This window comes from uncultured Nonlabens sp., assembly GCF_947495285.1.
Lineage (GTDB): Bacteria > Bacteroidota > Bacteroidia > Flavobacteriales > Flavobacteriaceae > Nonlabens.
On record NZ_CANLXZ010000012.1, the window covers coordinates 1 to 26,894 of the forward strand.

The 26,894-nt window shown below is 35.0% G+C and carries 24 protein-coding genes; 15 read left to right on the plus strand and 9 right to left on the minus strand.

Annotated elements, in window-relative coordinates:
* Positions 1–69: 69 nt before the first annotated feature.
* Entirely contained in the window at positions 70–255 is a 186-nt protein-coding gene (locus Q0838_RS06545) for a hypothetical protein (RefSeq protein WP_298952588.1), read from the minus strand.
* A gap of 196 nt (positions 256–451) precedes the next feature.
* On the opposite strand from Q0838_RS06545, the gene nadC reads away from it, so the two are divergent.
* From nadC to Q0838_RS06565, 4 genes are all read left to right on the plus strand, one after another.
* Positions 452–1,318, plus strand: coding sequence for a carboxylating nicotinate-nucleotide diphosphorylase (gene nadC, locus Q0838_RS06550; protein WP_298952590.1), 867 nt, complete (start codon positions 452–454; stop codon positions 1,316–1,318).
* A complete protein-coding gene (locus tag Q0838_RS06555) occupies positions 1,311–2,243 on the plus strand; it encodes a YihY/virulence factor BrkB family protein (protein ID WP_298952592.1) in 933 nt (310 codons plus the stop codon). Before nadC ends, Q0838_RS06555 begins: the two co-directional genes overlap by 8 nt.
* A 28-nt stretch (positions 2,244–2,271) precedes the next feature.
* Positions 2,272–2,835 (plus strand): chalcone isomerase family protein, encoded by a 564-nt coding sequence (locus Q0838_RS06560; RefSeq protein WP_298952594.1) that lies wholly within the window; start codon positions 2,272–2,274, stop codon positions 2,833–2,835.
* 66 nt (positions 2,836–2,901) lie between these two features.
* A complete protein-coding gene (locus tag Q0838_RS06565) occupies positions 2,902–3,327 on the plus strand; it encodes a DUF2147 domain-containing protein (RefSeq protein ID WP_298952596.1) in 426 nt (141 codons plus the stop codon).
* A 20-nt stretch (positions 3,328–3,347) separates the two neighbouring features.
* Here the strand turns inward: Q0838_RS06565 and Q0838_RS06570 are convergent, their stop codons facing one another.
* Positions 3,348–4,655: a DUF2254 domain-containing protein gene (locus tag Q0838_RS06570; RefSeq protein ID WP_298952597.1), complete on the minus strand. Its 1,308-nt coding sequence runs from the start codon at positions 4,653–4,655 to the stop codon at positions 3,348–3,350.
* Positions 4,656–4,935: 280 nt separating this feature from the next.
* Between Q0838_RS06570 and Q0838_RS06575 the strand changes: the two genes are divergently transcribed.
* On the plus strand, positions 4,936–5,622 hold the full coding sequence (locus Q0838_RS06575; protein ID WP_298952599.1) for an OmpA family protein: 687 nt from the start codon (positions 4,936–4,938) through the stop codon (positions 5,620–5,622).
* 52 nt (positions 5,623–5,674) lie between these two features.
* On the opposite strand, the gene Q0838_RS06580 is transcribed toward Q0838_RS06575, so the two are convergent.
* Entirely contained in the window at positions 5,675–6,127 is a 453-nt protein-coding gene (locus Q0838_RS06580; RefSeq protein WP_298952733.1) for a tRNA (cytidine(34)-2'-O)-methyltransferase, read from the minus strand.
* Between the two features lie 210 nt (positions 6,128–6,337).
* Here Q0838_RS06580 and Q0838_RS06585 point away from each other — a divergent pair, with 210 nt between their 5' ends.
* From Q0838_RS06585 to Q0838_RS06620, 8 genes are all read left to right on the plus strand, one after another.
* Positions 6,338–7,387: an NAD(P)-dependent alcohol dehydrogenase gene (locus Q0838_RS06585; RefSeq protein ID WP_298952601.1), complete on the plus strand. Its 1,050-nt coding sequence runs from the start codon at positions 6,338–6,340 to the stop codon at positions 7,385–7,387.
* 125 nt (positions 7,388–7,512) lie between these two features.
* Positions 7,513–8,505, plus strand: coding sequence for a UDP-3-O-(3-hydroxymyristoyl)glucosamine N-acyltransferase (gene lpxD / locus Q0838_RS06590; protein WP_298952603.1), 993 nt, complete (start codon positions 7,513–7,515; stop codon positions 8,503–8,505).
* Positions 8,506–8,681: 176 nt separating this feature from the next.
* Positions 8,682–9,701, plus strand: a complete 1,020-nt coding sequence (locus Q0838_RS06595; protein ID WP_298952605.1) for a hypothetical protein — start codon at positions 8,682–8,684, stop codon at positions 9,699–9,701.
* Positions 9,702–9,772: 71 nt separating this feature from the next.
* Positions 9,773–10,225: a KTSC domain-containing protein gene (locus tag Q0838_RS06600; protein ID WP_298952607.1), complete on the plus strand. Its 453-nt coding sequence runs from the start codon at positions 9,773–9,775 to the stop codon at positions 10,223–10,225.
* Positions 10,226–10,568: 343 nt separating this feature from the next.
* Complete coding sequence (locus Q0838_RS06605) at positions 10,569–10,763, plus strand: cold-shock protein (RefSeq protein WP_015363839.1); 195 nt, start codon at positions 10,569–10,571, stop codon at positions 10,761–10,763.
* A gap of 122 nt (positions 10,764–10,885) precedes the next feature.
* Positions 10,886–11,806 (plus strand): EamA family transporter, encoded by a 921-nt coding sequence (locus Q0838_RS06610; RefSeq protein ID WP_298952614.1) that lies wholly within the window; start codon positions 10,886–10,888, stop codon positions 11,804–11,806.
* Positions 11,807–11,976: 170 nt separating this feature from the next.
* Complete coding sequence (locus tag Q0838_RS06615) at positions 11,977–13,527, plus strand: SDR family oxidoreductase (RefSeq protein ID WP_298952616.1); 1,551 nt, start codon at positions 11,977–11,979, stop codon at positions 13,525–13,527.
* Positions 13,528–13,625: 98 nt separating this feature from the next.
* Positions 13,626–14,054, plus strand: a complete 429-nt coding sequence (locus tag Q0838_RS06620) for a PepSY-like domain-containing protein (RefSeq protein ID WP_298952618.1) — start codon at positions 13,626–13,628, stop codon at positions 14,052–14,054.
* An 81-nt stretch (positions 14,055–14,135) separates the two neighbouring features.
* Here the strand turns inward: Q0838_RS06620 and Q0838_RS06625 are convergent, their stop codons facing one another.
* Positions 14,136–15,356, minus strand: coding sequence for a GAF domain-containing sensor histidine kinase (locus Q0838_RS06625; RefSeq protein ID WP_298952620.1), 1,221 nt, complete (start codon positions 15,354–15,356; stop codon positions 14,136–14,138).
* A 232-nt stretch (positions 15,357–15,588) separates the two neighbouring features.
* Here Q0838_RS06625 and Q0838_RS06630 point away from each other — a divergent pair, with 232 nt between their 5' ends.
* Both Q0838_RS06630 and Q0838_RS14370 read left to right on the plus strand, forming a co-directional pair.
* Entirely contained in the window at positions 15,589–17,757 is a 2,169-nt protein-coding gene (locus Q0838_RS06630; protein ID WP_366942026.1) for a DUF5916 domain-containing protein, read from the plus strand.
* Entirely contained in the window at positions 17,693–18,028 is a 336-nt protein-coding gene (locus Q0838_RS14370) for a DUF5916 domain-containing protein (RefSeq protein WP_366942027.1), read from the plus strand. The genes Q0838_RS06630 and Q0838_RS14370 overlap by 65 nt, the downstream gene beginning before the upstream one ends.
* 413 nt (positions 18,029–18,441) lie before the next feature.
* On the opposite strand, the gene Q0838_RS06635 is transcribed toward Q0838_RS14370, so the two are convergent.
* The 5 genes from Q0838_RS06635 to Q0838_RS06650 all read right to left on the minus strand — a co-directional run bounded on the left by Q0838_RS06635 (position 18,442) and on the right by Q0838_RS06650 (position 26,880).
* The gene (locus Q0838_RS06635) at positions 18,442–20,238 is read right to left on the minus strand and encodes a M56 family metallopeptidase (RefSeq protein ID WP_298952621.1); all 1,797 of its coding nucleotides are present in this window, start codon (positions 20,236–20,238) and stop codon (positions 18,442–18,444) included.
* Complete coding sequence (locus tag Q0838_RS06640) at positions 20,235–20,597, minus strand: BlaI/MecI/CopY family transcriptional regulator (protein WP_298952622.1); 363 nt, start codon at positions 20,595–20,597, stop codon at positions 20,235–20,237. Before Q0838_RS06640 ends, Q0838_RS06635 begins: the two co-directional genes overlap by 4 nt.
* A gap of 158 nt (positions 20,598–20,755) precedes the next feature.
* The gene (locus Q0838_RS06645) at positions 20,756–21,166 is read right to left on the minus strand and encodes a DUF2452 domain-containing protein (RefSeq protein ID WP_298952623.1); all 411 of its coding nucleotides are present in this window, start codon (positions 21,164–21,166) and stop codon (positions 20,756–20,758) included.
* A 257-nt stretch (positions 21,167–21,423) separates the two neighbouring features.
* On the minus strand, positions 21,424–21,546 hold the full coding sequence (locus tag Q0838_RS14375) for a T9SS type A sorting domain-containing protein (RefSeq protein ID WP_366942028.1): 123 nt from the start codon (positions 21,544–21,546) through the stop codon (positions 21,424–21,426).
* 138 nt (positions 21,547–21,684) lie between these two features.
* Positions 21,685–26,880 carry a T9SS type B sorting domain-containing protein gene (locus Q0838_RS06650; protein ID WP_298952624.1) on the minus strand — a complete coding sequence of 1,732 codons (5,196 nt, stop codon included), beginning with the start codon at positions 26,878–26,880 and terminating at the stop codon, positions 21,685–21,687.
* Positions 26,881–26,894 lie beyond the last annotated feature (14 nt).

Sequence of the window (26,894 nt, forward strand, 5' to 3'; positions counted from 1 at the left end):
TTTTGTGTTGCACCACAAAGGTAACTTTGAGGAACAAATTTCCCTTTCTCTTTTTAAACGTTTAGGACGCTATTGATTGTAAAACAACATATCAAAAGTAGTTACCACTCGGTTACCAGTTACTTTAACATTTATATCTAATTTAGATAAACCTATATCTTTATCACCTACTTTAAGAACAGGAGATTGCTGTGCAGTTGTGTAAAGAGAGAATAAGAATAAAAACGCGAGAAATGTATTGCAGTACTTTTTCATGAGGTTAGGTTTTATAGAGAAATCAGATTATCAATTAACATGCCGTTTAATTTTGATGTAATTTCTAACAATTAAGCATTGATATAAAGTTTAAATGAGTGAACTGCTCATTTCATTGCGTGAACTATAAAAAGCATGGCTCAAAAATTCTAACATAATAAAGTAAAGACTTATTTTTGAGATGTAAATAAATAGGATGGACTACAATTCAAAAGAAGCACAAGAAGAAATAAAACGCATTATCCAAAATGCACTGAGAGAAGATGTAGGTGATGGAGATCACAGTAGTTTATCCTGCATACCTACTACAGCTGTAGGTAAGGCAAGATTGCTAGTTAAGGACGACGGGATACTGGCAGGTGTCGCTTTCGCGAAAGCGGTATTCAAAGAAGTAGATCCCACTTTACAAATAGACGTTAGAATAGAAGATGGTAGTCCTGTAAAATATGGGGACGAAGCATTTTATGTAACCGGTTCTTCACAGTCTATTTTAAAAGCAGAACGTCTGGCGCTAAATGCCATGCAGCGCATGAGTGCGATTGCTACAAAAACTAAATTATTTGTAGATCTATTAGAAGGTACAGGCACAAAGATTCTAGACACTCGTAAAACCACACCTGGAATACGTATTCTAGAAAAATGGGCAGTAGTAATAGGTGGCGGCGTTAATCACAGATATGGATTATACGACGTGATAATGCTCAAGGACAACCACATCGATTTTGCTGGCGGTGTTTCAAAAGCTATACAGAAAACAAAACAATATCTAAAAGATACAAATCGCGATCTTAAAATTATAGTAGAGGCTAGAGATCTAGAAGAGATTAAAGAAATCCTTACTAATGATGGAGTCTACCGAATTCTTATAGATAATTTTAATTATGAAGATACCAGAAAAGCAGTAGCGTTGATAGGCGATCAATGTCTTACAGAAAGTAGTGGTGGTATAACACAAGATACTGCAAGAAAATATGCAGAATGTGGTGTAGATTTTATTTCTAGTGGTGCGCTTACTCATAGTGTGTATAATCTAGATTTAAGTCTTAAAGCGGTGCATGAGTAAATTAAAAAAGATAATAGACCGCATACCTGTAGTATCGTGGGTAGTGGCATTAATTGATAAGTGGCAACTTCCTGGATTTGAAGGGATGACCGCCTGGGATTTATGCGAGACCTACTACTTAGGCATTGTTAAAGGAGCATTTTCTGCCCGTGCGAGTGCTATTTCTTATAGTTTTTTCATGGCGTTGTTTCCTTTCATTCTATTTATACTTAATTTAATTCCTTTTATAGAAATAGATAATTTTCAAGAAGAAGTATTACTCTTTGTAAACGATTTATTACCAGCACAAGCAGCAGGTGCATTTGATAATATTTTTAAAGAAATCGCATTACAAGAGAATAGCGGTTTACTTACCGTAGCATTTTTAACCTCTTTATTCTTAATGGCAAACGGTGTTAATGCTATTTTTAATGGTTTTGAGCGCAGTTTTCATTCAGAGTTAAATCGTGGTTTTTTTAGACAGTATGCAGTCGCCATAGCCGTTTCTATTATGTTAGTTATTTTTCTTTTTCTAGGTGTTGTACTAGCTGGTGTAGTAGAATACTGGATATCAGAATTGCGCAGTAGAGATTTCATGACACAAGATTCTATGGAAATATGGCTCAAATTGTTAAGGTATGTAACCTTGATAATTATGTTATTCATGTTTATATGTACGCTTTATTACACCGGTACAAAGGATGGAAGGACTAGTAGTTTTTTATCTATAGGCGCACTGGTAACCACATTTTTAATTATCATATTTTCCTATTTATACGGTATTTATATAGATAATTTTTCTTCTTATAACGAGATCTATGGATCTATAGGAGCGTTGCTTATTCTCATGGTCTATATATGGCTCAATTCTAATCTTTTATTGCTAGGATTTGAATTAAATGCATCACTTAGATCATTAAAGGCACGAAATTTGAAATCTGTGTAGTATATTTAAAAACTAAAAATATTTAAAAATGAAAAAATTACTTTTAGCAGTTATGGCTCTTCTAGGAACATACACTGCAACTGCACAACAAACTATTGAAGGGGTTTCTATAGAAAAAAACCTAACTGTATCTGGTCAGGAATTATCTTTAAATGGAGCTGGTGTGAGACAGAAACTATGGTTTGAGCTTTATGTGGGTGCTTTATACACTGTAAAAAAGAGTAGCAATGGATCTGCTCTTGTAAACGCAGATCAGCCTATGGCAATTACATTAGACATTACCGATAGTAAAGTGACACAAAGTAAAATGAAAAGCGCTGTAGAAGATGGTTTTGAGGATAGCTGTACAGATAAGGAAAGAGCTGCGATTAAATCTCAAATCAATGAATTTATCGGTCTTTTTAGTGAAGCCATCGTAAAAGGTGATCATTTTGAAATAGCTTATGCTCCTGGAACAGGAACTAAGGTTTCTAAAAATGGTAAGAAATTAGGTACCATCGCTGGATTAAAGTTTAAGAAAGGATTATTCGGTATCTGGTTAGGTGAAGACCCTGCAGATGATGATCTTAAAGACGGTATGTTAGGTAAATAATCTATTTACGACTTATTAATAAATCAAAGCCTGTGTAATTTACATGGGCTTTTTAATTCTCATAAAATGAAATATTTAGTTTTTATAGTTCTTTGTGTTCTCGCTTTTGCAAAAGCACATGCACAACCTGTTACCGGCACTTGGAAAACCATAGACGATGAATCTGGTGTGGTAAAAGCGCATGTAGAAATCTATGAAAGAGATGGAAAGATCTATGGTAAAATAGCTAAAATACTAGACAAGAATGCACCTAAGAACGCACTATGTATTAATTGTGATGGAGAGCAGAAAGATGCTCCGATTCTAGGATTAGAAATTATACAAGGTCTTGAAAAAAAAGGAAACGTTTACAAAGATGGCGATATTCTTGATCCAGAAAATGGTAAAACCTATACCTGTAAAATATGGCTGGATGAGGATAATCCTAACCTTTTAAACGTACGAGGTTACATAGCTATTTTTTATAGAACCCAGACATGGATAAGGCTTTAAATGGATACTTACTTAATAAATCAATTACTAGATAATTGATGGTATTGAGTTTCTATGGATTCAAATTGTGCCTTTAATCGATCAATATCATGCGAGTTTGAAATAGATTCTTGTGCATCGTGAACTAGTAATTTTGCTTGTAAATATAGTGCAGTATAATAAGACTGTTGACAGGCTTCTCTACCCATGCAAAGAGAGAATAATTGCAATAATTTACTCATTACTGATAGGTCTTCTTTACAGTACTTGCGATAGGAGGCAAATATATCATAGATAAGATCTTCAAATTTTGTGGTGTTTAATTTTATAAGCACCTCTTTATCTTCATTAAGTACAATATTGTGATCTTTCTTAAGCATTCTTAAACGTACAAGATCAGTTAGGTAATCTATGGTGTCTATAGCTGTACCTGGATCATTGATACCTGGTGACATGGCTTTAATACCTATTTCTGTAATTTGTTTAAAACCTAGGGTATAGTTATCGCTTACTAATTCAGATTCGGAATAATTAAAATTTTTATAAACTTCTGTTTGTTGTCTGTTATTTAATTCTACTTCAGATTTAAAAAGAGCTTCTCCTTCTAGAATGTATTTACCTTTAGTTATAAGCATTTCAAATCTAGTTTTACAGGTCTCACATGATTTTTTTAAGCCTTCTACGCTTATGTTTTGTATCGTACCACTTCTATTAGTAAAATACGTGTACCATTGATTAGTCTCAGGAAATTGATCTTGTATCGTTTGTTGTTTTATAAGAACCTGCAGTCTTTTACTAGACTTATTATATATATTTTCTAGAATAGTATTGATCTGTATGCTGGTAGAAATACTGTGGATAAAATAAACAAATGCTGCAAGAGCCACTATGGTACTAAATATTCCTAATAAAACTGAAAATCCTGGTAGTTGATAATTATCTCCAGTAGGTTCTATACCTATTATAGTGATAATATTGTAGAGTATGGTTGCTAGAAATGAGCCTAAAATATATTGATGTCTTTTATTAGAAATTAAGTTAGGGAGCACTCTAGGAGAATAATTTGCTGCTGCTTGACTTAAAAGTAACATCACCATAGAAAAGGAAAAAACGAGCATGGAAATCCCACCTGCTATTAATGTGGTTAAAATATTACGCGCCGTATCGATGTCGTTGATAACGATAATGGGTAAGGATTCTTGTAAGCTTTTAGAAATTCCATACCCTTCAGCAACCTTCATTATTATTGCAAATAGGATAGCTATTATCGCATAAAATGTAGGATAGAAAGCAATACTTCCTGTAATGGTATTGAAAAAGGAGCGTAGACGTATTATTAAAGACTGCATTACACAAATATATAGGTCTCATAAGAACCTCGTACCTATTTTAACAATTATAAATCTAGAGAACTTCATCGCTTTTAATAATAATCATTGTTAACTATTTAAAAGCTAAATATTTATCTGATAAAATTGTAGGAATATTCTAACGATAACCGATTAGAAAACTGATATACAATATATTAAAGATTCAATAATTAGTAAACTGTTAACTATTTAGGTAGGATTTATATAATTTATTTGTTGAATTCAATTTTCATTAAAAACAATTATTAAAACTAAAATTATGAAATCAAATATAATCACAATAATAATTGCAGCGGCTTTATTAGTAAGTTGTGGTGCAGTTAAAAATAGCAATAGTCAGCAAAAAGGTACAGTAATAGGTGCTGCAGGTGGTACTATTCTAGGTTTAATTATAGGAAATAATGTAGGCGATGGCGATAACCAGACTGAAGGTGCTGTAGTAGGTGCTGCCATAGGCGGTATCGCTGGTAACTTAATAGGTCGCAATATGGATAAGCAAGCCAAAGAAATAGAAGCTAGCCTACCTGGTGCAGATGTAGAAAGAGTAGGAGAAGGAATAGTAGTAACCTTTGACGAAGGTAGTGGAGTAAAATTTGCTACTAATCAATCGCTGCTTAATGAAAACTCACAGACTACTCTTAATAAATTATTAGATGTCATGAACAGGTATCCCGGTACAGAGGTGCTGGTTGCAGGTCATACAGATAGCCAGGGTGCCGAAGATTACAACCTAGAGTTGTCTAGAAAAAGAGCTGCGAGTGTTAGAGATTATCTAGCCACACACGGTATTGCTAGCGATAGAATAGCAATGACTTACAGCGGTGAGGAGTCTCCTAAAACAACTAATGAAACCGCCGAAGGTAGAGCGCAGAACAGAAGAGTAGAGATAGGAATAGTAGCAGGAGAAGAAATGAGAAGGGAAGCGCAAATGGAATCTAAACAATAGACGCTTGCCCATTTTTAAATTTAACCCAACTAGAAATGGTTGGGTTTTTTATTCATCTCAACTGGCGCAATCCTTCATAAGTAATTACAGCTACTGCATTTGCTAGGTTAATACTGCGTATATGCTCGCTGTATTGAGGTATTTTGTATAAATGATCTTTAAATCTATCGGTAATATCACTCGATAAACCTTTAGACTCTTTCCCGAATATTATCATCATTTCATCTTTAAAAGGAATCTCGGTATAGTCCCTTGTACCGTGGCTGCTCAAAAACGCCATAGATCGATCTTTGTTCTTTTCAAAAAATTCATCGGCATTTTCATAGATGCTTAACTCTATATGTTGCCAGTAATCCAGTCCTGCTCTTTTTAATCTAGAATCGCTTAATTCAAATCCTAACGGTTTTACCAGGTGTAAATGAGAACCTGTGGCAAGACTTAAACGACCTATATTACCAGTGTTGGTATGAATTTCTGGCTCTATGAGAACTATATGCAACATAATTTATTTTAAGAAGGTAAAGATACAGTAGAAGAATGTAGTTAGATGTGTTCCGCTTTCGCGAAAGCGGAATTTTCACAAATATTAATAATAAAAAAAACCATTGCTTTAACGCGTTATTAACCCATTTAAAGTGTATTTCTAGCTAGTTTTGCAAAACTAAATAATAATCATAATACCTGTACCGATAAGGAGGGATTTAAAATATAATAAATGCAAGAAGTAAAAGCATACGGAGCAGAAAGCAAAGAGGCTGATTTTAAAGAAATCACTATTAAACGTCGTGATCTTAACGAGAATGATGTAAAAATCGATATACTTTATACCGGTGTCTGTCACAGTGATATTCATGCTAAACAAAACGATTGGGGAAACGCAAAATACCCTATCGTACCAGGTCATGAGATTATAGGTAGGGTTACTCAAGTAGGTAATGAAGTTTCTAAGTATAAAATAGGTGATCTAGTCGGTGTAGGTTGTATGGTAGATTCTTGCCAGACTTGTAGCGCTTGTGAAGAAGATATGGAGATGTGGTGTGAAAATGGTTCTACCAGTACATATAATAGTAAAGATAAATTTATAGGAGGACATACTTTAGGTGGTTACTCGACAACTATAGTCGTGAGAGAAGAATTTGTTCTATCGGTATCAGAAAAACTGGATATAAAAGCAGTAGCTCCATTACTTTGTGCAGGTATTACCACATACTCGCCATTAAAACATTGGAATGTAAAAGAAGGTGATAAGGTAGGAATTATAGGTTTAGGTGGTTTAGGACACATGGGAATTAAATTTGCAGTTTCCATGGGTGCAAAAACCATTATGATTACCACTAGCGAGAGTAAAGCGGCAGACGCGAGACGTCTAGGTGTAGATGAGGTCATTATTTCAAAAGATGCAGACCAGATGAGTGCTCACGCAAATTCCTTTGACTTTATTCTTAACACTATTCCTGTAGGTCATGACGTAAATCCTTACCTAGCTTTATTGAAAAGAGATCGTACGATGTGTCTAGTAGGCGCAATAGAACCTCTAGAAAATGTACATGGTGCAAACCTTATTTTGAGAAGAAAAAATTTAGCAGGTTCTTTAATAGGAGGTATTAAAGAAACACAAGAGATGTTAGATTTTTGTGCAGAGCACAACATAGTGTCCGATGTAGAGATGATAGATATGAATGAAATCAACACTGCCTTTGAGAGAGTTCAAAATAATGATGTTAAATATCGTTTTGTTATAGACATGCAGTCTTTGAAGAATTAAGATATTCTAAAAAAATTTAAGTTTAAAAGACCGTTTTGTACGGTCTTTTTTTTTGACTTGTTTTTACACACTGCTTCATTTGTTTTATAAATACTTAGATTTACAACTCAACAACTAACTATTTTATGCATTCATTTACTGTAAAACAAATAAACGAGATCCTTAAAGGAGAACAAGTAGGTAATACAACTTATTCTATAACAGGTGTTAACGAGATAAGAAATGCCTCAAATAGCGATCTTACTTTTATAGGTAATAGGAAATATGCAAAATTCTGGGCAGCCTCTAACGCGTCCGTAGCTATTATAAATGATACTATAGATCTTCAACCTGGTGATAATCGTGCTTTTATCAAAGTTAAAAATGCAGATCTTGCTATGGCGAGATTACTAGAAGCTTTTCAACCAGAAACACCTGCTTTTAATACAGATATTCATGCAACAGCTGTAGTTGACGATACCGCAACTATAGGTAAAGGTGTTAAGATAGGGGCGCATTGTTACGTAGGTAAAAATGTGGTTCTAGGAGATGGAGTGGTGCTGTACCATAACGTTAGTATTTTTGATGACACCACGATAGGTCCAAAGACAGTAGTCTGGTCTGGTACGGTTATAAGAGAGCGATCTCAAATAGGAGCGCAGTGTATTTTTCATACTAATGTGAGTATAGGAGCAGACGGTTTTGGTTACCGCCCTGCAGACGATGGTCGTGGACTGGTTAAAATACCACACATAGGTAATGTGATAATAGGAAATGGAGTAGAGATAGGTGCAAATTCTTGTGTGGATCGTGCAAAGTTTAATTCTACCATAGTTGGTGATGGTTGTAAAATCGATAATCTAGTTCAAATAGCACACAATTGTATATTGGGTAGATCTTGCATTATGGCTGGTCACAGTGGTCTAGCAGGTTCTGTAACACTAGGTGATGGTGTTATTATAGGCGGTAGTGCCAGTATTAAAGACCATACGGTTATTGAGTCTGGTGCAACTATAGGTGCTGGTAGTGGTGTAATGAACGATGTAAAAGCAGGACAGACCGTATTAGGATACCCAGCGGTAGACTCTAGAGAAATGCTTAAGCAATGGGTGGCATTGCGCAAACTAGCAAAAAAATAGTTCTTGTTTAAGTAAGTAAAAGATTCTTTTTTTTGATAAAAATGTGTTTTGATAGCTGAGAAATTTATTCAGTTATTTGTTGAAATTAATGTTAATAGCATTTTAAAAGGCAGCAATAAGCTTATTTCATATACTAAATTTGACGCTTTAATTTTTTAAACTCAAAAAACAGAATTATGAATAAAATATTACTACTTGCTTTATGCCTTATTTATTTCACTTCTTATGGCCAGCAGGACGCGATTAGTGGTTTTAAAGAATACTATCCTATCGCTATAAGACCAGATTTGTCTGTAGGTTTAGGTAATAATGAATATGAAGATATTTTGTTGGAGGCTAGACCTGTGGTATACTACAGTCTTTATAATGATTTAAGAAAAGCGCTTAATAAAGATACAATAACAAATGGTGATGCGGTCTATTTATCTTTTCAGCCTCAATTTAGAATTTATAACCAAGAGTCTAAACCAGTTAAAACACCTAGTTATAAGGTATTATTGGGATGGCAAAAAATCATAAAAACAAATCATGATAATTTTCTTACCGTAGCCCTAGAGTCTGGCCATTATAGTAATGGACAAGCAGGTAGCGCTTTTAGTACAGAGTTTGAAGACAGTTCTGAAGAAAGTATAGCATTATACAACAGCTTTACAGATGATACCGACCTCGCAGAATTATTGAATAGAAGTGGAGGTAATTTTTCAACTAACCTAACAAGATTAAGTTTTAACTACCGCCTCAATACTTTTAACGTAGATAATATTCCTCAAAAAATTCATTCTATTACAGCCACGTATCAATTGTATCACGATAAATTTTTAGGTTTTGCAAATTTTGGAGGTTATAATCCTGAAGATATAGATATTTTAGGCCGTCACCAGTTAGAAATAGGTTATGAATATACTTCTCATCTTAAAAAGATGAGGTATACTTTAAGTCAGCAATTAAATTATACCATAGGTTCACATCCCTCTAGTGTTCCTTATAGATCAGAAACTAGCGGTATTTTATACCCATGGGATAGCGACTTAGGTATTCTAGTGCAGTTTTCTATAGGTCGTGACGATTATAACTACCGTTTTTTGGATAATTTTGCTCGTTTTAAAATAGGAATTACCTGGGACTGGTTCACACCATTTGTCGTTAAGCCTACTAAAAATCAACAACTGCCTACTTTACCAGAAAAGGAATTGTAGAATTCTAATTTTTAATGTTTTCCATCTAGATTAAAGATGTATTTTTGCGCCGCCTTAAAAAAGAGGAGCACATGAAGCGTATTAATCAGTATAAGAAAATGTTCAACGTAGAAAAGGACATTGAACTTAAAGCACTTAAAAAAAGTTACCGTAACCTAGTTAAAGAATGGCACCCTGATAAATTTCAGGAAGGTGATGATAAGAAAGAAGAGGCAGAGGTAATGAGTAGAACCATTATAGATGGTTACCACTTTCTTGTTAGTATAGCTCCAGAAACTAAGGAAGCTAATCTAGCAGAATATAAAGAAACCATAACTAACACCGGTATAAAAGACTTTGATCACAAAGGACGTGTGCTAGAAGTAGTTTTTACAGATGGTAGTACTTATGAATATTTTGGAGTAGATGTAAAAATCTTCAAAAAACTTATAAATGCAGACAACCGTTACAGATTTGCAAAGCGTAATATCTTTGAAACGTACTTATACCGCAAGTCTAAAAAAGACGAAGAACAACAAGCTTAAGATTTTAAAATTTAGACTTTAAGAAATAGCCATATCCCTAACGATAGGGCTATTTTTTTTTACACGTTTAGTATAATTTTTATTTTAAATAAACCTTTGGTGTTGAGTTGTTTATCGATTATTTCACTAATTTTAAATCTATTTCATGTTTTTATTGCTTTACATTAATTAAAAACATTATTTTTGCATCATGATTAGAACATGTAGTCATAAAGATTAGTGAGATTTCTTATTTAGTTTTTTATTCTATTGTCTGATTGTAACGAGCTTTTCCATGGTGAATACTCTTGTGGCACAGCTTTTGAAATCAAATAAGAAGTATTATTAATTTAAATTATTACAAATGAGTACAGGTACAGTAAAATTTTTCAATGACGCAAAAGGATTTGGATTTATCACAGAAGAAGGATCAGGTCAGGAACATTTTGCACACGTAACAGGTTTAATCGACGAGATCCGTGAAGGTGACAAAGTTGAATTTGAACTTAAAGAAGGAAAAAAAGGTTTAAACGCCGTTAATGTTAGAGTAATCGACTAATTCGATTCTTTAAATTTCTTACAAAACCCATCTAATTTAGATGGGTTTTTTTTATGCTCTTTTTTAATAATATTAATAGATACCTACCTTTCTATAAAGATTATTAACATAGCTTTGTTTATATGAATAGAAAAACCGCTTTAATAGGTCTTGCTTTTTTCTCCACTTATGTATTTTGGGGATCTACCTATTTATGGAATAAAATGGCGGTGACCGAGTTGCCACCATTTATGCTTGCCAGTATCCGATTTTCGCTTGCTGGCATCCTTATTTTTATAATAGCAAAATTACTAGGTTACAGTCTTAGCATTACTAAAAAACAATTTTTTAACTGTACACTAGCAGGTTTTCTTTTTCTTAGTTATGGGAACGGTGTCTTTGTATGGGCATTAAAATATGTAGACACTGGTTTTGCAGCACTTATAGCTGCATTACAACCCTTATTTATTCTGTTGCTCATGCGTCTCGTGCAGCGCAAGGCATTGCAATTAAAATCTGTTATAGGTGTCATTCTAGGACTAGTAGGTATGTACATCTTAGTTAGTCAAAATGAAATAACTACCCAAGAAGGAGCAATCACTGGTATAGTCATGATTATCAGCTGTATTTTAAGCTGGAGTGCAGGTAGCTTATTTGTTGCCAAAGCTGACGTACCTACTAATTTCTTTGTCTCGACTGGGTATCAAATGATAATGGCTAGTGTTATACTCGCTCTCGCTAGTTTTACCTTTAAAGAGTCATGGTCTTCTCCCGTCACCTGGCAAGAACCTACCTATATCGCTTTAGGCTGTTTGATTATATTCGGTAGTATAGCGGCATTTACAGCATTTAATTTCCTTTTAAAGAATATCTCTACAGAAAAAGTTGCGACTTCTTCTTATATAAACCCTGTGGTAGCCCTATTATTAGGGTGGTATTTCCTGGACGAAGAAGTAACCACACGATCCTTGATTGCTGCCGCTATTATGATTACTGGAGTATACTTTATCAACAGTAGAAATAGAGATAAAGATGACTTGAAGCCCTTTCCTAAGAACAGGTAAACGTACTTAGTTCTGTAAGTAAAGTAAAGAACTTAACTGGTCTATTTAAATTGATTTTGTTTTCGCTTTCGCGAAAGCGGAACCTCCACAACCATTCTCTATATTATCTTAATAAATAGCGCTTCATATTCTTGTGATAACCATTAAATTTGCACCTAGAAAAAAGCACTATGAATAGGGATAAAATTCAAGAAAATGAAAACACTTCTATACAAGAAATAGAAGCTTGTATTCAAACACTTAATAAGTTAATTGAAGATCCTAAACGTGTATTTGAGCTACCAGAAGAGCAGCGTGTTGCGTTACTAAAAGCCGCAGGTAAATTATCCAGACCATCTCGAGAAGAATACAAGCGCGGTAAAAAAGATGCAAAAAAAGCTGCCAAAAGAAAGCAAATAGAACGAGATAAACATGCTCGTAAAGAAACAGGAATAAGAAGTGCGAGAGAAGATGCCATATTTACAGCACCTAAATTACTAGCCGCAGCAGACTTATCTCAAAAGGAAACCGGTGAGCTAGAATCACCACGTAACTGCTACGTGTGTAAAACCATGTTTACAAAACTACATCATTTCTATGACCAGATGTGCACCGATTGCGGTGATTTTAATTATGCAAAACGTTTTCAAAATGCCGATGTAAAAGGACAAGTAGCCATTATTACCGGTTCTAGACTTAAAATAGGTTACCACATTACCTTAATGTTATTGCGTGGTGGTGCAACGGTGGTTGCGACTACTCGTTTTCCACACGATAGTGCCTTACGTTTTTCTAAAGAAGAAGATTTTAAAGAATGGGGACATAATTTACATATTCATGGTCTGGACCTGAGGCACATACCTAGCGTAGAGATCTTTTGTAACTACATAGAGCAAAAATATGACCGTCTGGATATTCTTATCAATAATGCTGCACAAACCGTAAGAAGACCTTCTGGATTTTATGCGCATTTAATGCCTAATGAAGAATTAACCTTTGAGCAGTTACCTCTTTTTGCACAGGAAACCCTCACAGATCATTACAAATGCTTACACGAGTTACAAGAATTAACTCCTGGTGCGTCACCTAATAAAAATATGCCGGTAACCTGGCACGGTCCAGAACCTGGTATAGGTTTAAGAGCCAGTGCAAAATTATCTCAAATACCTTATAGTTTTGATAAAGCACTAGTAACTCAAGAGGTTTTTCCTGAAGGAGAACTCGATGCAGATTTACAACAAGTGGATCTTAGAAAAACCAATAGCTGGCGCTTAAAACTGGGCGAGATAGAAACTACCGAAATGATAGAGGTACAGCTGGTAAATTCTGTAGCGCCGTTTGTACTCTGTAACCGTCTTTCTGAAATTATGAAGAAGGATCATACTGGAAAAAAACACATCATTAACGTAAGTGCGATGGAAGGGAAGTTTCATACGTTCCATAAAGAAGACCGACATCCACATACTAATATGGCCAAAGCTGCTCTTAACATGTTAACCCATACCGCTGCTGGCACACTTGCTAAAGATGGTATTTACATGAATGCGGTAGATACTGGCTGGGTAACTGATGAGGACCCTGTACAACTGTCTAAAAAGAAACAAGAAGTTCATGATTTCCAGCCACCGCTAGATATAGTAGATGGTGCGGCGCGTGTGATGGATCCATTATTTGATGGAATTAATACAGGTAAACACTGGTGTGGTAAATTTTTAAAGGATTATAGGCCTATAAGTTGGTAAGTTGTTTATTATCATTTTAACATCTCCTAACACATATTAATACAGTATTAAGTAGAAATTTATATTTCTCTGTTTAAATTTATCTAAAACAGATTTTCATGAAAAATACAGTTGTATTATTTACTTTATTATTTATATCAATTACCGCTAGTTGTCAGACCAGGTCTTCAAAAGAGGTACCTCAAGTAGTATCAGATGCATTTGAATTTAAATATCCTGGTGAAAAAGATCCAGATTTTGAACTAGACGACCATGGCTATTGGGAAGCTCATTTTAAAAAAGATGGAGAGAAATATCGTGCAGATTTTCATGCAGACGGTACTTGGAGAGAAACAGAAAACTCTATTAAGGATAAAGAAATTCCTAAAGCAATACAAGAAGCGATAGAAAAAGAATTTCCTGATAGAACCATACAAGAGGCAGAGCATGTAATGAGCGCTACAAAAGGTGAGTTCTATGATATAGAATTTAAACAAAAAGGAAAAAACATGGATGTAGAGTATAGAGAAGATGGGACTAAGGTCTAATTCTATTGCTGCTATAACTAAAAAACCCTTATTGCTTTATATCTCATAAGCGATAAGGGTTTTATTAAATTTAAAGTTGTGCTAGATAGTCTGCACTGTTGCTTTTTTAGGTAAGGTAAGTTTAAACTCTGTCCACTGTCCTAGTTGAGAGGCGACTGTAATTTTACCTTGCATATGTTCTACTAATCGGGCCACTGTAGCAAGTCCTATTCCTGTACCTTGTTTACCATTACGATCTTCTTGCGTTGCGATGTAAAACAGCTTAAAAATAGATTTCAAATTCTCTGGGGCAATACCAGTACCGTTATCTTTTACCGTAATAACATATTCTTCCTTATTTTCTACTAGGTTAATATTTATTATAGTCTTTTCTTTATCATTATACTTAATCGCGTTAGTCATTAAATTCATTAGGATCTGCTTTAAAGCAACCTCATGAGTTAATATAGTAGTGTCGCATACCGGTATATAATTTACCTTGATATGTTCATCTTTTACAGTCATTGCGATCACATCTTCAATAGTATCGATATAACTAACGCTATCATATTCTTCGGTAACCAGCTCGCTACTCCTGTAAAATTGTAAAATACCATCTATGTAACGACTCATACTATTAGAACTATCTCTTAGATAACCTAGGTAATCCATGGACTGTTGTGATAGGTTTTTCTCAGTTTCTTTTAAAAGCTTAGTTATCATTATAATATTAGATAACGGCGCTTTTAAGTCATGAGATACTATCCCTGCAAAATCCTTTAATTCTTCATTACGCTCTTTTAGCTCTTCCTGCATGGCAAGAAGTGTAAATGTCTTATAACGTTCTTCAAATAGATGCATCACCTGTTTTCCCATAGCCTTTAAAGCTTTAATCTGGTCGGTAGTTAGTGTTCTAGGTTTATTATCATAAACACATAGTGAACCTAATTTGTATCCATTATTATCTACTAGAGGTACGCCAGCATAGAAAACGGCGTTAAAATCAGTTAATAATGGACTATCCTTGAAACGTATATCTTCTCGGGAGTCGTGTACGATCATAATATCATCGTCACTAGCTATAGCGTGACCGCAAAAAGAGATGTCTCTTTGCGATTCTGTAATATTCACTCCGTGACCAGATTTTATAAAATTTCTTGTTTTATCTACTAGAGTAATTAAAGATATGGGAGCATCGCAGACACTAGCAATTATAGAAGTGATATTATCATAACTATCTTCAGGCATAGTATCTAACAGTCGGTATTTTTCTACTGCCTCTTGTCTCTTTGATTCATTATCTGTAATGGGAGCGCTTATCATTCTTTTATCTGTATAAGAAATAATTTTTACAAATAAAGAATATTAATAGAGTATTAGAATTCATTTTGTTACGCTTTTAACGTTTACTACTATGACTATTTTATACCCATCAAAATAGCACTACTATTACTAGTGTTTTACCGTTATTATCAGCTTTTAATTATTGAAAGCGCTATGCAACTGTAACATTGATGAAAACCTCAAGTCCTTAAAAAACTAATCTAATCATATAATGAAAAATATATTTTCTATCTTTTTACTGTTGCTTTTTACTACACTTACCTTTGCTCAAGCGAAGAAAAACCTTCAGATAGAGAAAACTGCTGCACCTATTAAAATAGATGGAAAATTAAACGAAGATATTTGGAAATACGCACAAGAAGCCAAGGACTTCATACAGTTTAAACCTACCATGGGCGTGCCAGATTCTTTGCATAACAAGACCATTGTAAAAATGGCCTATGACGACACCGCCATTTATGTAGCAGCATATTTGTATGACGACCCTTCAAAAATCGCAAAACAATTCTCTAGCAGAGACAACTTTGCACAATCAGACTTTTTTGGCTTTGTAGTAAATCCTAATAACGATGCACAAAACGACACCGAGTTCTTTGTATTTGCATCTGGCACACAAGCAGATGCGATAGCAAACCCTAGTATAGGAGAAGACTTCGGCTGGAATGCGGTGTGGAGCAGTGCCGTACAGATCAATGAAGACGGCTGGTCTCTAGAAATGAAAATTCCATATCGATGCCTGAGATTTGATAATAAAAATGTAGAGACCTGGGGCATACAATTTCATCGCAGCTTTAGAAGAAACAACTCACAATACACATGGAACGAGCTGGACCCCACTAAAGGAAATATAGGACTCTACCACGGCGAGTTAAAAGGGCTCAAAAACTTAAAACCACCAGTTAGACTTGCTTTTTACCCATTTATCTCTGGAGTAAGCAGCAGTTTTAACAGCAAGACACAGACCGATTTTAACGCAGGACTAGACGTTAAATACGGTATAACTGAAAACTTTACCCTAGACGCGACTCTTATTCCAGACTACAGTCAGGCAGGATTTGATGACGTCTCTCTTAACTTAGGACCTTTTGAGCAAACCTTTTCAGAGCAACGACAGTTCTTTACAGAAGGTGTCGACCTTTTCAGTAAAGCAAATCTCTTTTTCTCTAGACGTGTCGGTAGCGCACCATCTACATTTCCTAGCACCAGTAGTACAGAAGTTATCATAGACTATCCAGAAACCGTAAAAGTACTCAATGCCTTAAAAGTATCTGGTAGAACTAAAAACGGACTAGGTATCGGACTCTTTAATAGCATTACAGATAAGACCTATGCCACCATAGAAAACACCATCACTGGAACACGCAGTAAGGAACTTATAGAGCCGCTTACTAACTATAATATTATAGTCGTAGACCAGCAATTCAATAAAAACTCTAGCGCCGGTATCATAAATACCAACACCACACGTAACGGTGGTTTTAGAGACGCAAACGTTACCGCACTCTTTGCAGATATTGTAAATAAATCAAATACCTATAACATACAAAGTCAGGTAAAAATGAGTCACTTAAATCTAGAAACTGGAACACAGTCAGGTTACAGCTCTTTTTTCAGAGCGAGAACTATAAGCGGTAACTGGCGTTATAACTTTGACCATAGCTTTGCAGACACTAAGTATGACATTAACGACCTCGGACTTCAGTTTAGAAACAATTTTAACGATTTTGGAATAAATGTAGACTACAGGACCTTTAAACCAAAAGGGAAGTGGAATAATATCTATATGGGTAGCTATTTAGATTACACTAGACTAGCTAGTCCTGGCACCTTTACCGGTTTAAAAATAGGAGGTAACATAAATGGCACCACAACCAGCCTTAACAATTATGGATTTAATTTAAACCTCTCACCAGGTAAACAATACGATTACTTTGAACCTAGAAAAGAAGGAAGTTTTTTTATTACTAAAAACTTAGTAAATACCACCCTTTGGTTCAATTCTAACGATAATAAAAAACTAGCTATAAGTGCCTATGGTGGGATAGAAGGTTTTCTAGAAAAAGATAGAAAGTACATGAATTACTGGCTGGGTTTAGGACCTCGCATGCGTTTTAATGATAAATTTGTACTCAGTTATTTTATAGATAGAGAGTATTATAAAGCAAATAGAGGCTACGTCACCCAGGTAGGAGAAGAAGTCATCTTTGGCGATAGGGATCGTATAGAAATAGAGCAAATACTTAACGCCAGCTATAATTTTAATCCCTACCACACGCTATCGCTTACCTTGAGACACTATTGGGGTATTGTAGAATATGACAATAACTTGTTTTCTCTTAAAGAAAACGGTCGTCTGGATCGCACCACAGGAAACTGCTAGCACATTACCTAGTGATCCTAATATCAACTTCAGTACGTGGAATTTTGACCTCAGTTATTCCTGGCAGTTTGCCCCAGGCAGTTTCATCACCGCACTGTATAGAAATCAGTTATTTAATAGAGATGCACAAGCTATGGAAAACTTTAACAACAGTTTTAATACCCTATTTGATCAGCCTATTAACCACACCATATCCTTAAAGGTGCAATACTTCTTAGATTACAATCAGCTGCCAGGCTTTTTTAAAAGTAAAAAGAAAAAGTTTATGTAATGTAAAAAGCAGGATAAGGGTTCCGCTTTCGCGAAAGCGGAATAAAAACCAACACCACTTCACTATGTAAACTCGATAAATCACCAGCCAAAACTTCACTTTTTTTAAATTTCCATCACAAACAAATAAAAGCTAAAATACCTTGCTGTAAATAAGTAACAACCAGTACCTAGTTAGCTAATCAAAGAATAAAAAAGAATAGCAAAAGAAAATCTATTACAGAACACCTTAGTGATCATCGCTTTCAATTGTTGTGTAAAATACATATTAAATATGCGTTTTTTATCATTCTAGTATTCAGTTATTTAAATTGTTGATGTTTTTAGTTGTCAAAATAAAAAAGCGATTCTTTTTAGTAAAGAATCGCTTTGATTGTGTTTGTTTCGTTTTTAAAAAAGCGGAATAAGTACCGTTTATTCGTTTATTTCAAAAATAATAGGTAGTGCATAAATAACACCAACCTCTTTACCTTTTTGTTTACCAGGAATCATTTTTGGTAGTTTGTTAATTACACGGACAGCCTCATTTTGAAGTTGATTATTTTTAGCTTTAGACTTCACATCAACAACATTTCCATTTTTATCGATTTTGAATTGAACCGCAATTTTATGGAGTCCTGGTAAGTCTTGTGCAATCTCTGTATTAAAGTTTTTGCTTACAAACTGGGTGATTTTATCTTGAGTACATTTTTTAATCTCGGTTTGAGTTCCTATACAGTCTTCAAAATGAGCTACTTCTTCTAACATGGCAAATGGAACGTCTTGATAAATAACCTCGGCATCAGGATCAATTTCATCAGAAACTGGAAAAACTTCTTCTATTTCTATTATTTCTTTTATGTAATCTGATGAAGTGGTCACTGCTTTTAATATGATCGAACATAATTTACTGTATTCTTCATTTGTAAGGTCAGATACATTATCCTTTCCTATTCCATCAAGAAAACCTTGAACTATAGTATCAGATGCATTAGAATTCCACGCTTCTGGACCACCAGTATAACTAGGTTCTGAATCTGGAGATTCTGTTATCTTTAGAATGTGAAATCTATTATCTGTATCGTCTACAACTAATGTTTCTCCGTTCTCGCTTAACTTTTTAGAAATTTTTAAATAACGTTTCAAATCCATTCCTTCAAATATTTCTGGTCTGTTCTCCTTTGAAGAAGTCGCCATTTTATCTTTAAATGACTTTAAAAAAATTATTTCGTCTTGGGTTATTCCTTTATAAAAATCCTTGGCGCCATATTTAAAGGTTGATAAACGAGGCAAGAATGCTAATTTTTCATCATTAGATTCTATATTTATCCCATTTTGTGATTTCAACTCTTCCACGTCTTGTGTGCAAGCTGTAAAAATCAAACTACCCAATACTATAGGAAGTAAGTAAGCTAGTTTTAATAAAGCTTTTGTGGTACTTTTCTTTTTTTGTAACATAAGGATTCGGTTTTTTAAAAGTGATTTATTGAAATAAGAGCTGGCTAGTGAAAACTGTTCTGCGCCAAAAACAGTATTCAATAAAGACTCTTGATAGGTTATAGGTTCTTGATTTTTAGTTAGTACATGATCCACGATGTATTCATGGACTTGTTTTAATTCTTTTTGTGCGATATAACAAATAGGGTGGAACCAGAAAAGGATTTTATACACCTCATAAGCCATTAAATCCCAAGAATGTAATTGTTTTACATGGATAATTTCGTGAGCTACTATGTCATCTACCTTTTTAGAATCTAGATTTTCATCTATTACTATATTCTTGAAGAATGAAAAAGCAGTAAGTTTTTGAGAGGTTTTAGTAATCCATATTCCATCTTTGAAATGAGTAGTTCCTTTCCTAATCATCTCTTTTATGCTGGCCACATTATATAGAAAAAATAGAAGACTGATAAATGTACCGATACTATAAATAATCACGGCGATCATTTTATAATCAATAGGTGTTGATGTCTTTGTGATAATAGGTTGTTCACTTATCATAGATATATTCTCTATATCTAGCGATGCGAGTGGTGCCACCTCATCTATTACTACTGGAGTCATGTCTATAGAAAAAGGCGCGCCCAAAAACGGAATCGTTAAACTAAGCAAAGGAATAGCTAGTAAATAAGCTCTGTTCCACTGGAAAAACGTTTCTTTTCTTAGAAATAGATGATAAACACCATAAAATAATATGGCAAGTATGGAGCTGTGTAAGATATGTTGTATCATGATTTCTTCTTATTAATATCATTTAATATCTCTTCTAGGTCTTGTACGCTTAGGTCTTCTTGTTCCATAAAAAATGAAACCATATTTTTAAAAGAACCTTTAAAATAATTACTAGCTAGTTTACCAGCAGTGGCAGCTGTGTAGGCTTCTTTATTTACTTTAGGAAAATAGATATGTCCACGACCTTCTTTGCGATAATCCACAAAACCTTTGTTTTCTAAAATTCTAATTATGGTAGAAACGGTATTGTAAGCAGGTTTAGGAGATTTCATTTTTTCTATAATGCTTGCTACGTTTGCTTCTTTAAGCGACCATAGGTGCTGCATTATTTCTTCTTCGGCAGTAGTGAGTGTTTTCATATGTAACTAAGTTCTTAGTTCAAAATTAAACTAACTGTTTAGTTTAAACTAATTTTTTAGTTGAATAATACGTAAATAATTAATAAGTAATTGAAAATCAATTATTTAATTAATTATTTCGTTTTTCTATAAAAAGTATAGAAAGTGCGTGATAGAAATTAAGCGTTTATTTCTTCCCACAATTTCTCTGAAGTAAGGCGGTAGGTGCCTATAAAATCCCAAGAACATTCTGCTGGTTCTATGACAGATAAGAATGGCTGTCCATCTTTACGTCCTTTATATAGATGATAGATTTCACCTACTATAGGTTCAAAAGAGAATTTTGCTCCATAGACCAACTGGTTATCTTCAAATTTTTTAACCATGGCATCGTACTGCTCTTTAAGTTGGTCAAATTGGGATTTGATCTCATGGTTGACTTTATTAATGTTAGTCTGTTTCCATGATGTAATATCAGGAGTAGTAATTTTAGGAGCGGCAACACCGCTAGAATAGGGAAGAAGTGCGGCGTTATAAGTGCCTGTCTCTTCATCATATACTACGTAATCTGGTTTTTTATCCTCGCTCATGTTACAAATTTACGACTTGCAATTTTGTTTTGTATAACATTAACATGAATTTCTTAAACAAAAAATCGAGACAGATGTATGTGCCTCGATTTTTTTTAATACATCAGTCCCCTAAAACTGCTGTATTACTGCGCTAAGTTATGTAAGTATAGATTAGTATCACACGGTTATAAGATGATTTTACTTTCTGACTACTATGAAGTTGTATGTATGACTTGATGAATCTCGCTTTCGCGAAAGCGTATTTAGAAACATCTTTATTGTTTTATAAATTTTAAAGATTGCCACTGATTGCTGTTTTTAATAGCAACAAAGTAAATTCCTGTTTCAAACTTACTGCTATCAATTCCATCATTTGCATTATAATTACCTTTTATGATTTTTTATGAAACAAAAATGTTCTAAAGAATCATGAATTTCAATACATAAACGAGTAACGGTAGGTTTCAGAGCATTAACAGTAATTCACAGTAGATGATATTAATTACGCTTTCGCGAAAGCGAGACCTCAACAAATCTTATCTTTTTAAACTAAAATGTGATTTTAAAATAGACATTTGGCCTGTGTTAGGATCTGTATATTCTAATGAAAACCAGTAATCTGACGAAGGCATAGGAGCACCATTATATGTTCCATCCCATCCTAGGCTGACTAATGATAATTGTTTAAGTAGCTTGCCATAACGGTCAAAAATGTATAATTTATTGCCATTATCAGTGAGGTTTTCTACTTGCCAGTAATCATTAAATCCATCATTATTAGGTGTGAAAAATCTAGGATATCTGAGAACTAAAACCTCATCTGTAGCGATACCACAGCTATTAGGACCTTTTACAGATACTATATGAATACCGTCGTCTACATTTTCAAATATATTACTACGTTGCCATGGTCCATTATCTAATCGATACCAGTACATATCTCCACGGTCGTTAGTCACATTTACTGTGATTACAGGACTGTTGTCAAATTGAGTAGTGGAAAGTACAGCCTCAGCCATTAAGTAAGGTTCTTGAACTACAGTAGTACGATCTATATTTACACAACCTGTAGTACGATTAGTAACTTCTACTTCATAATCACCTATAGCGTTTACTCTAAAACTACCATCTGTACTTCCCATAACCTCATTACCTGCAAAAAACCATCTGAAGGTATATTCACTTGTAGATAGCTGTGTATCGAGAAGTGGTAGTCTCGAAGGGTCGATAGGTACACCATTTTCATTAAAACAAGCTTCATACTCGTCTTCTAGCATAGGTTCTGGTAATAATAATCCTGTGATCTCAAAGCTAGTAGTCGCAAAACAATTTGTAACGTTATTTTCTACTCGTACATAAATGGTTTCATTAATTGCTGTGTTTTGGTAGTTTGTTGCGATACCAGGGACTCCATTGATAGCATCATCACTTGTTAAATGATAGGTTAAATCATGGGTCAAAGGATCTAAACCTCCTAGAATAACATTTTCTTGTTGTGTTAAATCAAAAATAGTGAGTCCATCATTACCTCCTGTAAGATCGCATTTTTCCAGATTTCCAGGTGCAGCAATAACGACATTAGGATTAAAGTTAACGGCAACTACTGCGCTCTCATCCATACAACCGTTGCGACTTATTGTGTACGTATACATACCAGGACCATCAACAGCTGGGTCAAATATGCCTGTGCCAGAATTAAAAGCTGGACTCCAAGAGCCTCCGGTATCAGGGGTTCCATTTAAAGCGCTTATCAGATCAACAGGAATGCTTGTGTTACAAAATACAATCGATCCATCTGTTCCTGGATCTGGAGCTGGAGTCACATCTACTGCAACTTGAGCAGTAGATGGAGGACATGCATTTAATGCTGGTAAAGTATAGGTATAAGTTCCTGCCGCATCCATAGTAGGATCAAATACACCAGTTGTACTAGTTAATGCAGGCGTCCATACACCACCTGTTTCCGGCGTTCCTGTTAGAGAGTTAAAAAGATCCACGGCATTTGCATTTGCACATATTTCTAGACTGCCATCCATTCCTGGATCTGGTGATGTGGTAATGGTAATGGTTAATTGAGCACTACCATCTGGACAAGGTGCGTTACCTGAAACGGTATAGGTGTAAACTCCAGCAGGATCCATGGTAGGGTCAAAAATACTTGTGCCACTTACTAATGGAGGCGACCAGGTACCTCCAGCATCTGGAGTTCCATTTAATAAAGTAGTTAAATCTACAGTTGCTCCAGTAGAACATAAATCTTCGGTATTATCTAGTCCTGGATCTGGTTCGGTAATTTTTACTACGGTCACTTGAGCTGTAGTTGGAGGACAAGAATTCAAGGCTGGTAAAGTATAGGTATAAGTTCCTGCCGCATCCATAGTAGGATCAAATACACCAGTTGTACTAGTTAATGCAGGCGTCCATACACCACCTGTTTCCGGCGTTCCTGTTAGAGAGTTAAAAAGATCCACGGCATTTGCATTTGCACATATTTCTAGACTGCCATCCATTCCTGGATCTGGTGATGTGGTAATGGTAATGGTTAATTGCGCAGAGTCGTCTGGACAAGGTGTATTTCCTAAAACGGTATAGGTATAGATTCCAGCAACATCCATGGTAGGGTCAAAAATACTTGTACCACTTATTAATTGAGGCGACCAGGTACCTCCAGCATCTGGAGTTCCATTTAATAAAGTAGTTAAATCTACAGTTGCTCCAGTAGAACATAAATCTTCGGTATTATCATCACCAGCATTTACTGCTGTATTTATTGTTACGTTAACCATGGAGCTTACTTCTATACATGCAGATGTTGCAGGTAACGTATAGGTGTAACTTCCTGCGGGATCTATCGCTGGATCAAAAACACCTGTGTTGCTGTTAAGTGAAGGGGACCATAAACCTCCATTATCTGGAGTGCCATTAATAGAATTAAATAAATCTACAGGTGCACCTGTACTGCACAAAGTAAGATTACCGTCTGTGCCAGGATCACGTTGTTCTTCAACGATTATAGTCATTTCTGAAGTATCAGTGGCACATGATGGAACTGCTGTTACTGTATACGTATATACTCCAGCCGCATCCACCATCGGATCAAAAACTCCTGCAGTTGTTAAAGGTGGTGACCAGCTCCCGCCAGAGTCTGCCTCACCTCCAAAAAAGTTAAAAAGGGTAAAAGGGTTACTATCAGAACAGAAAGTAATTTCCAAATCTGGGCCAGCTTCTACCGTCTTTTGAATATCAATTATAGCCGGAGAAGTTATACTAGAAGAAGCGATCAAATTAGAAGTTAAATCACAATTAATAGCATAGGCACTATTTGTTGCAATATCAAAAGAGGTCAACCCATTAGCCGGTAATCTTGCTTCAATCACAATTTCAAAAGTATCTGTGTTTGAAAGGGTTCTTGTATTCTCAAAACGTATGGTTCTGCTATTTCCTGCGGTAAATCCAGTATTTCCAGTTGTTGTAGAAGGACAATTAAAATTAGAAGAATCAAAAATATTTGAAGGTATGTAATTCAAATAGGAGATCGTAAAATCATTACTAGTAGTAATTATATTTTCAAATGAAAAAGTACTGTTGCGATTCAGTGAAGTAGGGAAAAAGCGATCTCCAAAAGCAGGCAATTCATCAAAAATTTGAAATTGCGTGGCATCTCTATTTCCTATATTTTCTACCGTTAGTCTGTAATAAATAGTGTCATAGCAATTAGGATCTACTATCAGAGGTGTGCTTTGAAAAGTGATGTTATCAAGAGAAACTTCTTTTTTTAAAATCAAAACAGAGGAGTCGATGACATTTACTTTGGCAAAGTCAGAAGTATCGAGAATAGCACCAGTATTCTCAATTATTGAAGCGCTATTATCAATATTACCAGCGTTAGTCTGTGGTCTAATGCGCACGCGTACCGTAGCACAGTAAAAAGTATCTGTTATCGCACAACCAGTGTCATAAGTAAAAACTTCACAGGTTTGATCAATACTTATATTATTCCACTCTAGTGTTTGTCCATTTAGGTTAAAAGTAGTGGCAGTAGGCATATTAGTGTTATCTACAGAAACAAATTCATAACGAGCATCTAATACATCTTCCATGCGGCCGTTAAAATCAATACTACCATTATTTTGCACACAAATTTGAAATTCTACTTCATCGTTAGGAACTACGTTTGTGATACTGGTAGTAAAAGGATCAGGAGTATTTGCTATCCTTACATTTTTAACAATACATACATCCATTGAAGGTGCTTCTATTAATAGATCTATGCAAGACTGATTACCTGTAGGTACATTTGGTGCGTTATCTAGAATGATATCAGCAGTAAAGTCTACACAATTTGTGAGAAGATCACCAGGGCTTGTGGAAGCATCAACATCAAAAAAGATACCTATTCCTACATCATCACCTGGATAAATTTGCGTGGTGTTTTGAGCTACAATTCTAATCTCATCTCCACTTGCCCCATTCCAGTTAAAACGCTGGCCACTATCGTCAGGTAATGTGAAACTACGGTCTAGAGTTCCATTTATAAATACATCAAAAACACCACTAGGACTAAACGAGCTTATGGTTCCTATAACCTCATAACTTACAGGTATTAACCCAGGAGGTATTACATCGATAATCTCATAGTTACCTATAGCACGGTTATCAGCATTAAAGAAGAATAGGTCGTATCTACCTTGACAACCAGCCACAGGGTTTTTAGCAACGACTGTTTTTCCTATAGCACTATTTTCTTCTGGAGCAGGTAATGCACTGGTCGCTGTAACAATGCTGGTTGCGCTCGCTATATTTGTTTGGGCAGTTTGTCCCACTGGAGTACCGTTAAGTTCAACGGTGTTGCTTAAAGATTGTCCTTCGGCAAGCATGCCACAGGGAGAATAATCCACTTCAACTATAAATTCTACAAAGGGAAAAGGATCAGAGCCTATGAGGCTGTTGTTCAATTCTATTTGACTTGTAATTGTATTAAATGTTCCTGGACCACTTATCAAAGAAACAACGGCACAAGGAGGTGAAGCTATTTCAGAAATTGTTACATTTTCTAGGTTAAGCATTCCAAAAGAAATGCCTTGAAAAGCAGGACCTTTTTGAATGATGATTCTATAATTTGCAATGCTATTTGTGTTTTGAACAAATGTATTTCCTGCAGTATCGTTTACGGCAGGTAAAATAGCTTCTTTAGAAATGGCACCCCAAGGATTTACAGCGCTTGCTATACTTGTTAGTCCTGGCGACGTGCAAAAATTTTCTGTGTTTCCATTGCTAGTATAATCTGCACAAATGTTATTTGTTACACTAAATCCATTAGGTGTTTCTCCAGCGCAAAAGCTTACTGCTATAGTGAAAGAGCCACGTTGTATATTATTAGGTATGTTAAATACAACCGTAGGTAAAGCACTAGTATCTATTAAATTAGGAATAGTATTGGGTGAATTTACAGGGAAACCATTTTGATCTATAAAAGCATTGTTTGCTCTTACATCACTAGCTACAAAACATAATCCTGCAGGAATAATATCTGTAATTACCAGTGTGTTATTACTATTTAAGTTTTGAAATTCAATGGTGTAGTTAAATCTTTCACCAGATTGTATAGATGCTACTTCTGGGGTTGATTTTTGTATACTAGCTTCGCCGCTACTGCTGCTTGCGGTTATAACTTGAGCATTAATATGACTTCCGTACAGGCAAATGATGAATAAAAGGTAAAATATTTTCATTTTAAAAAGTTATT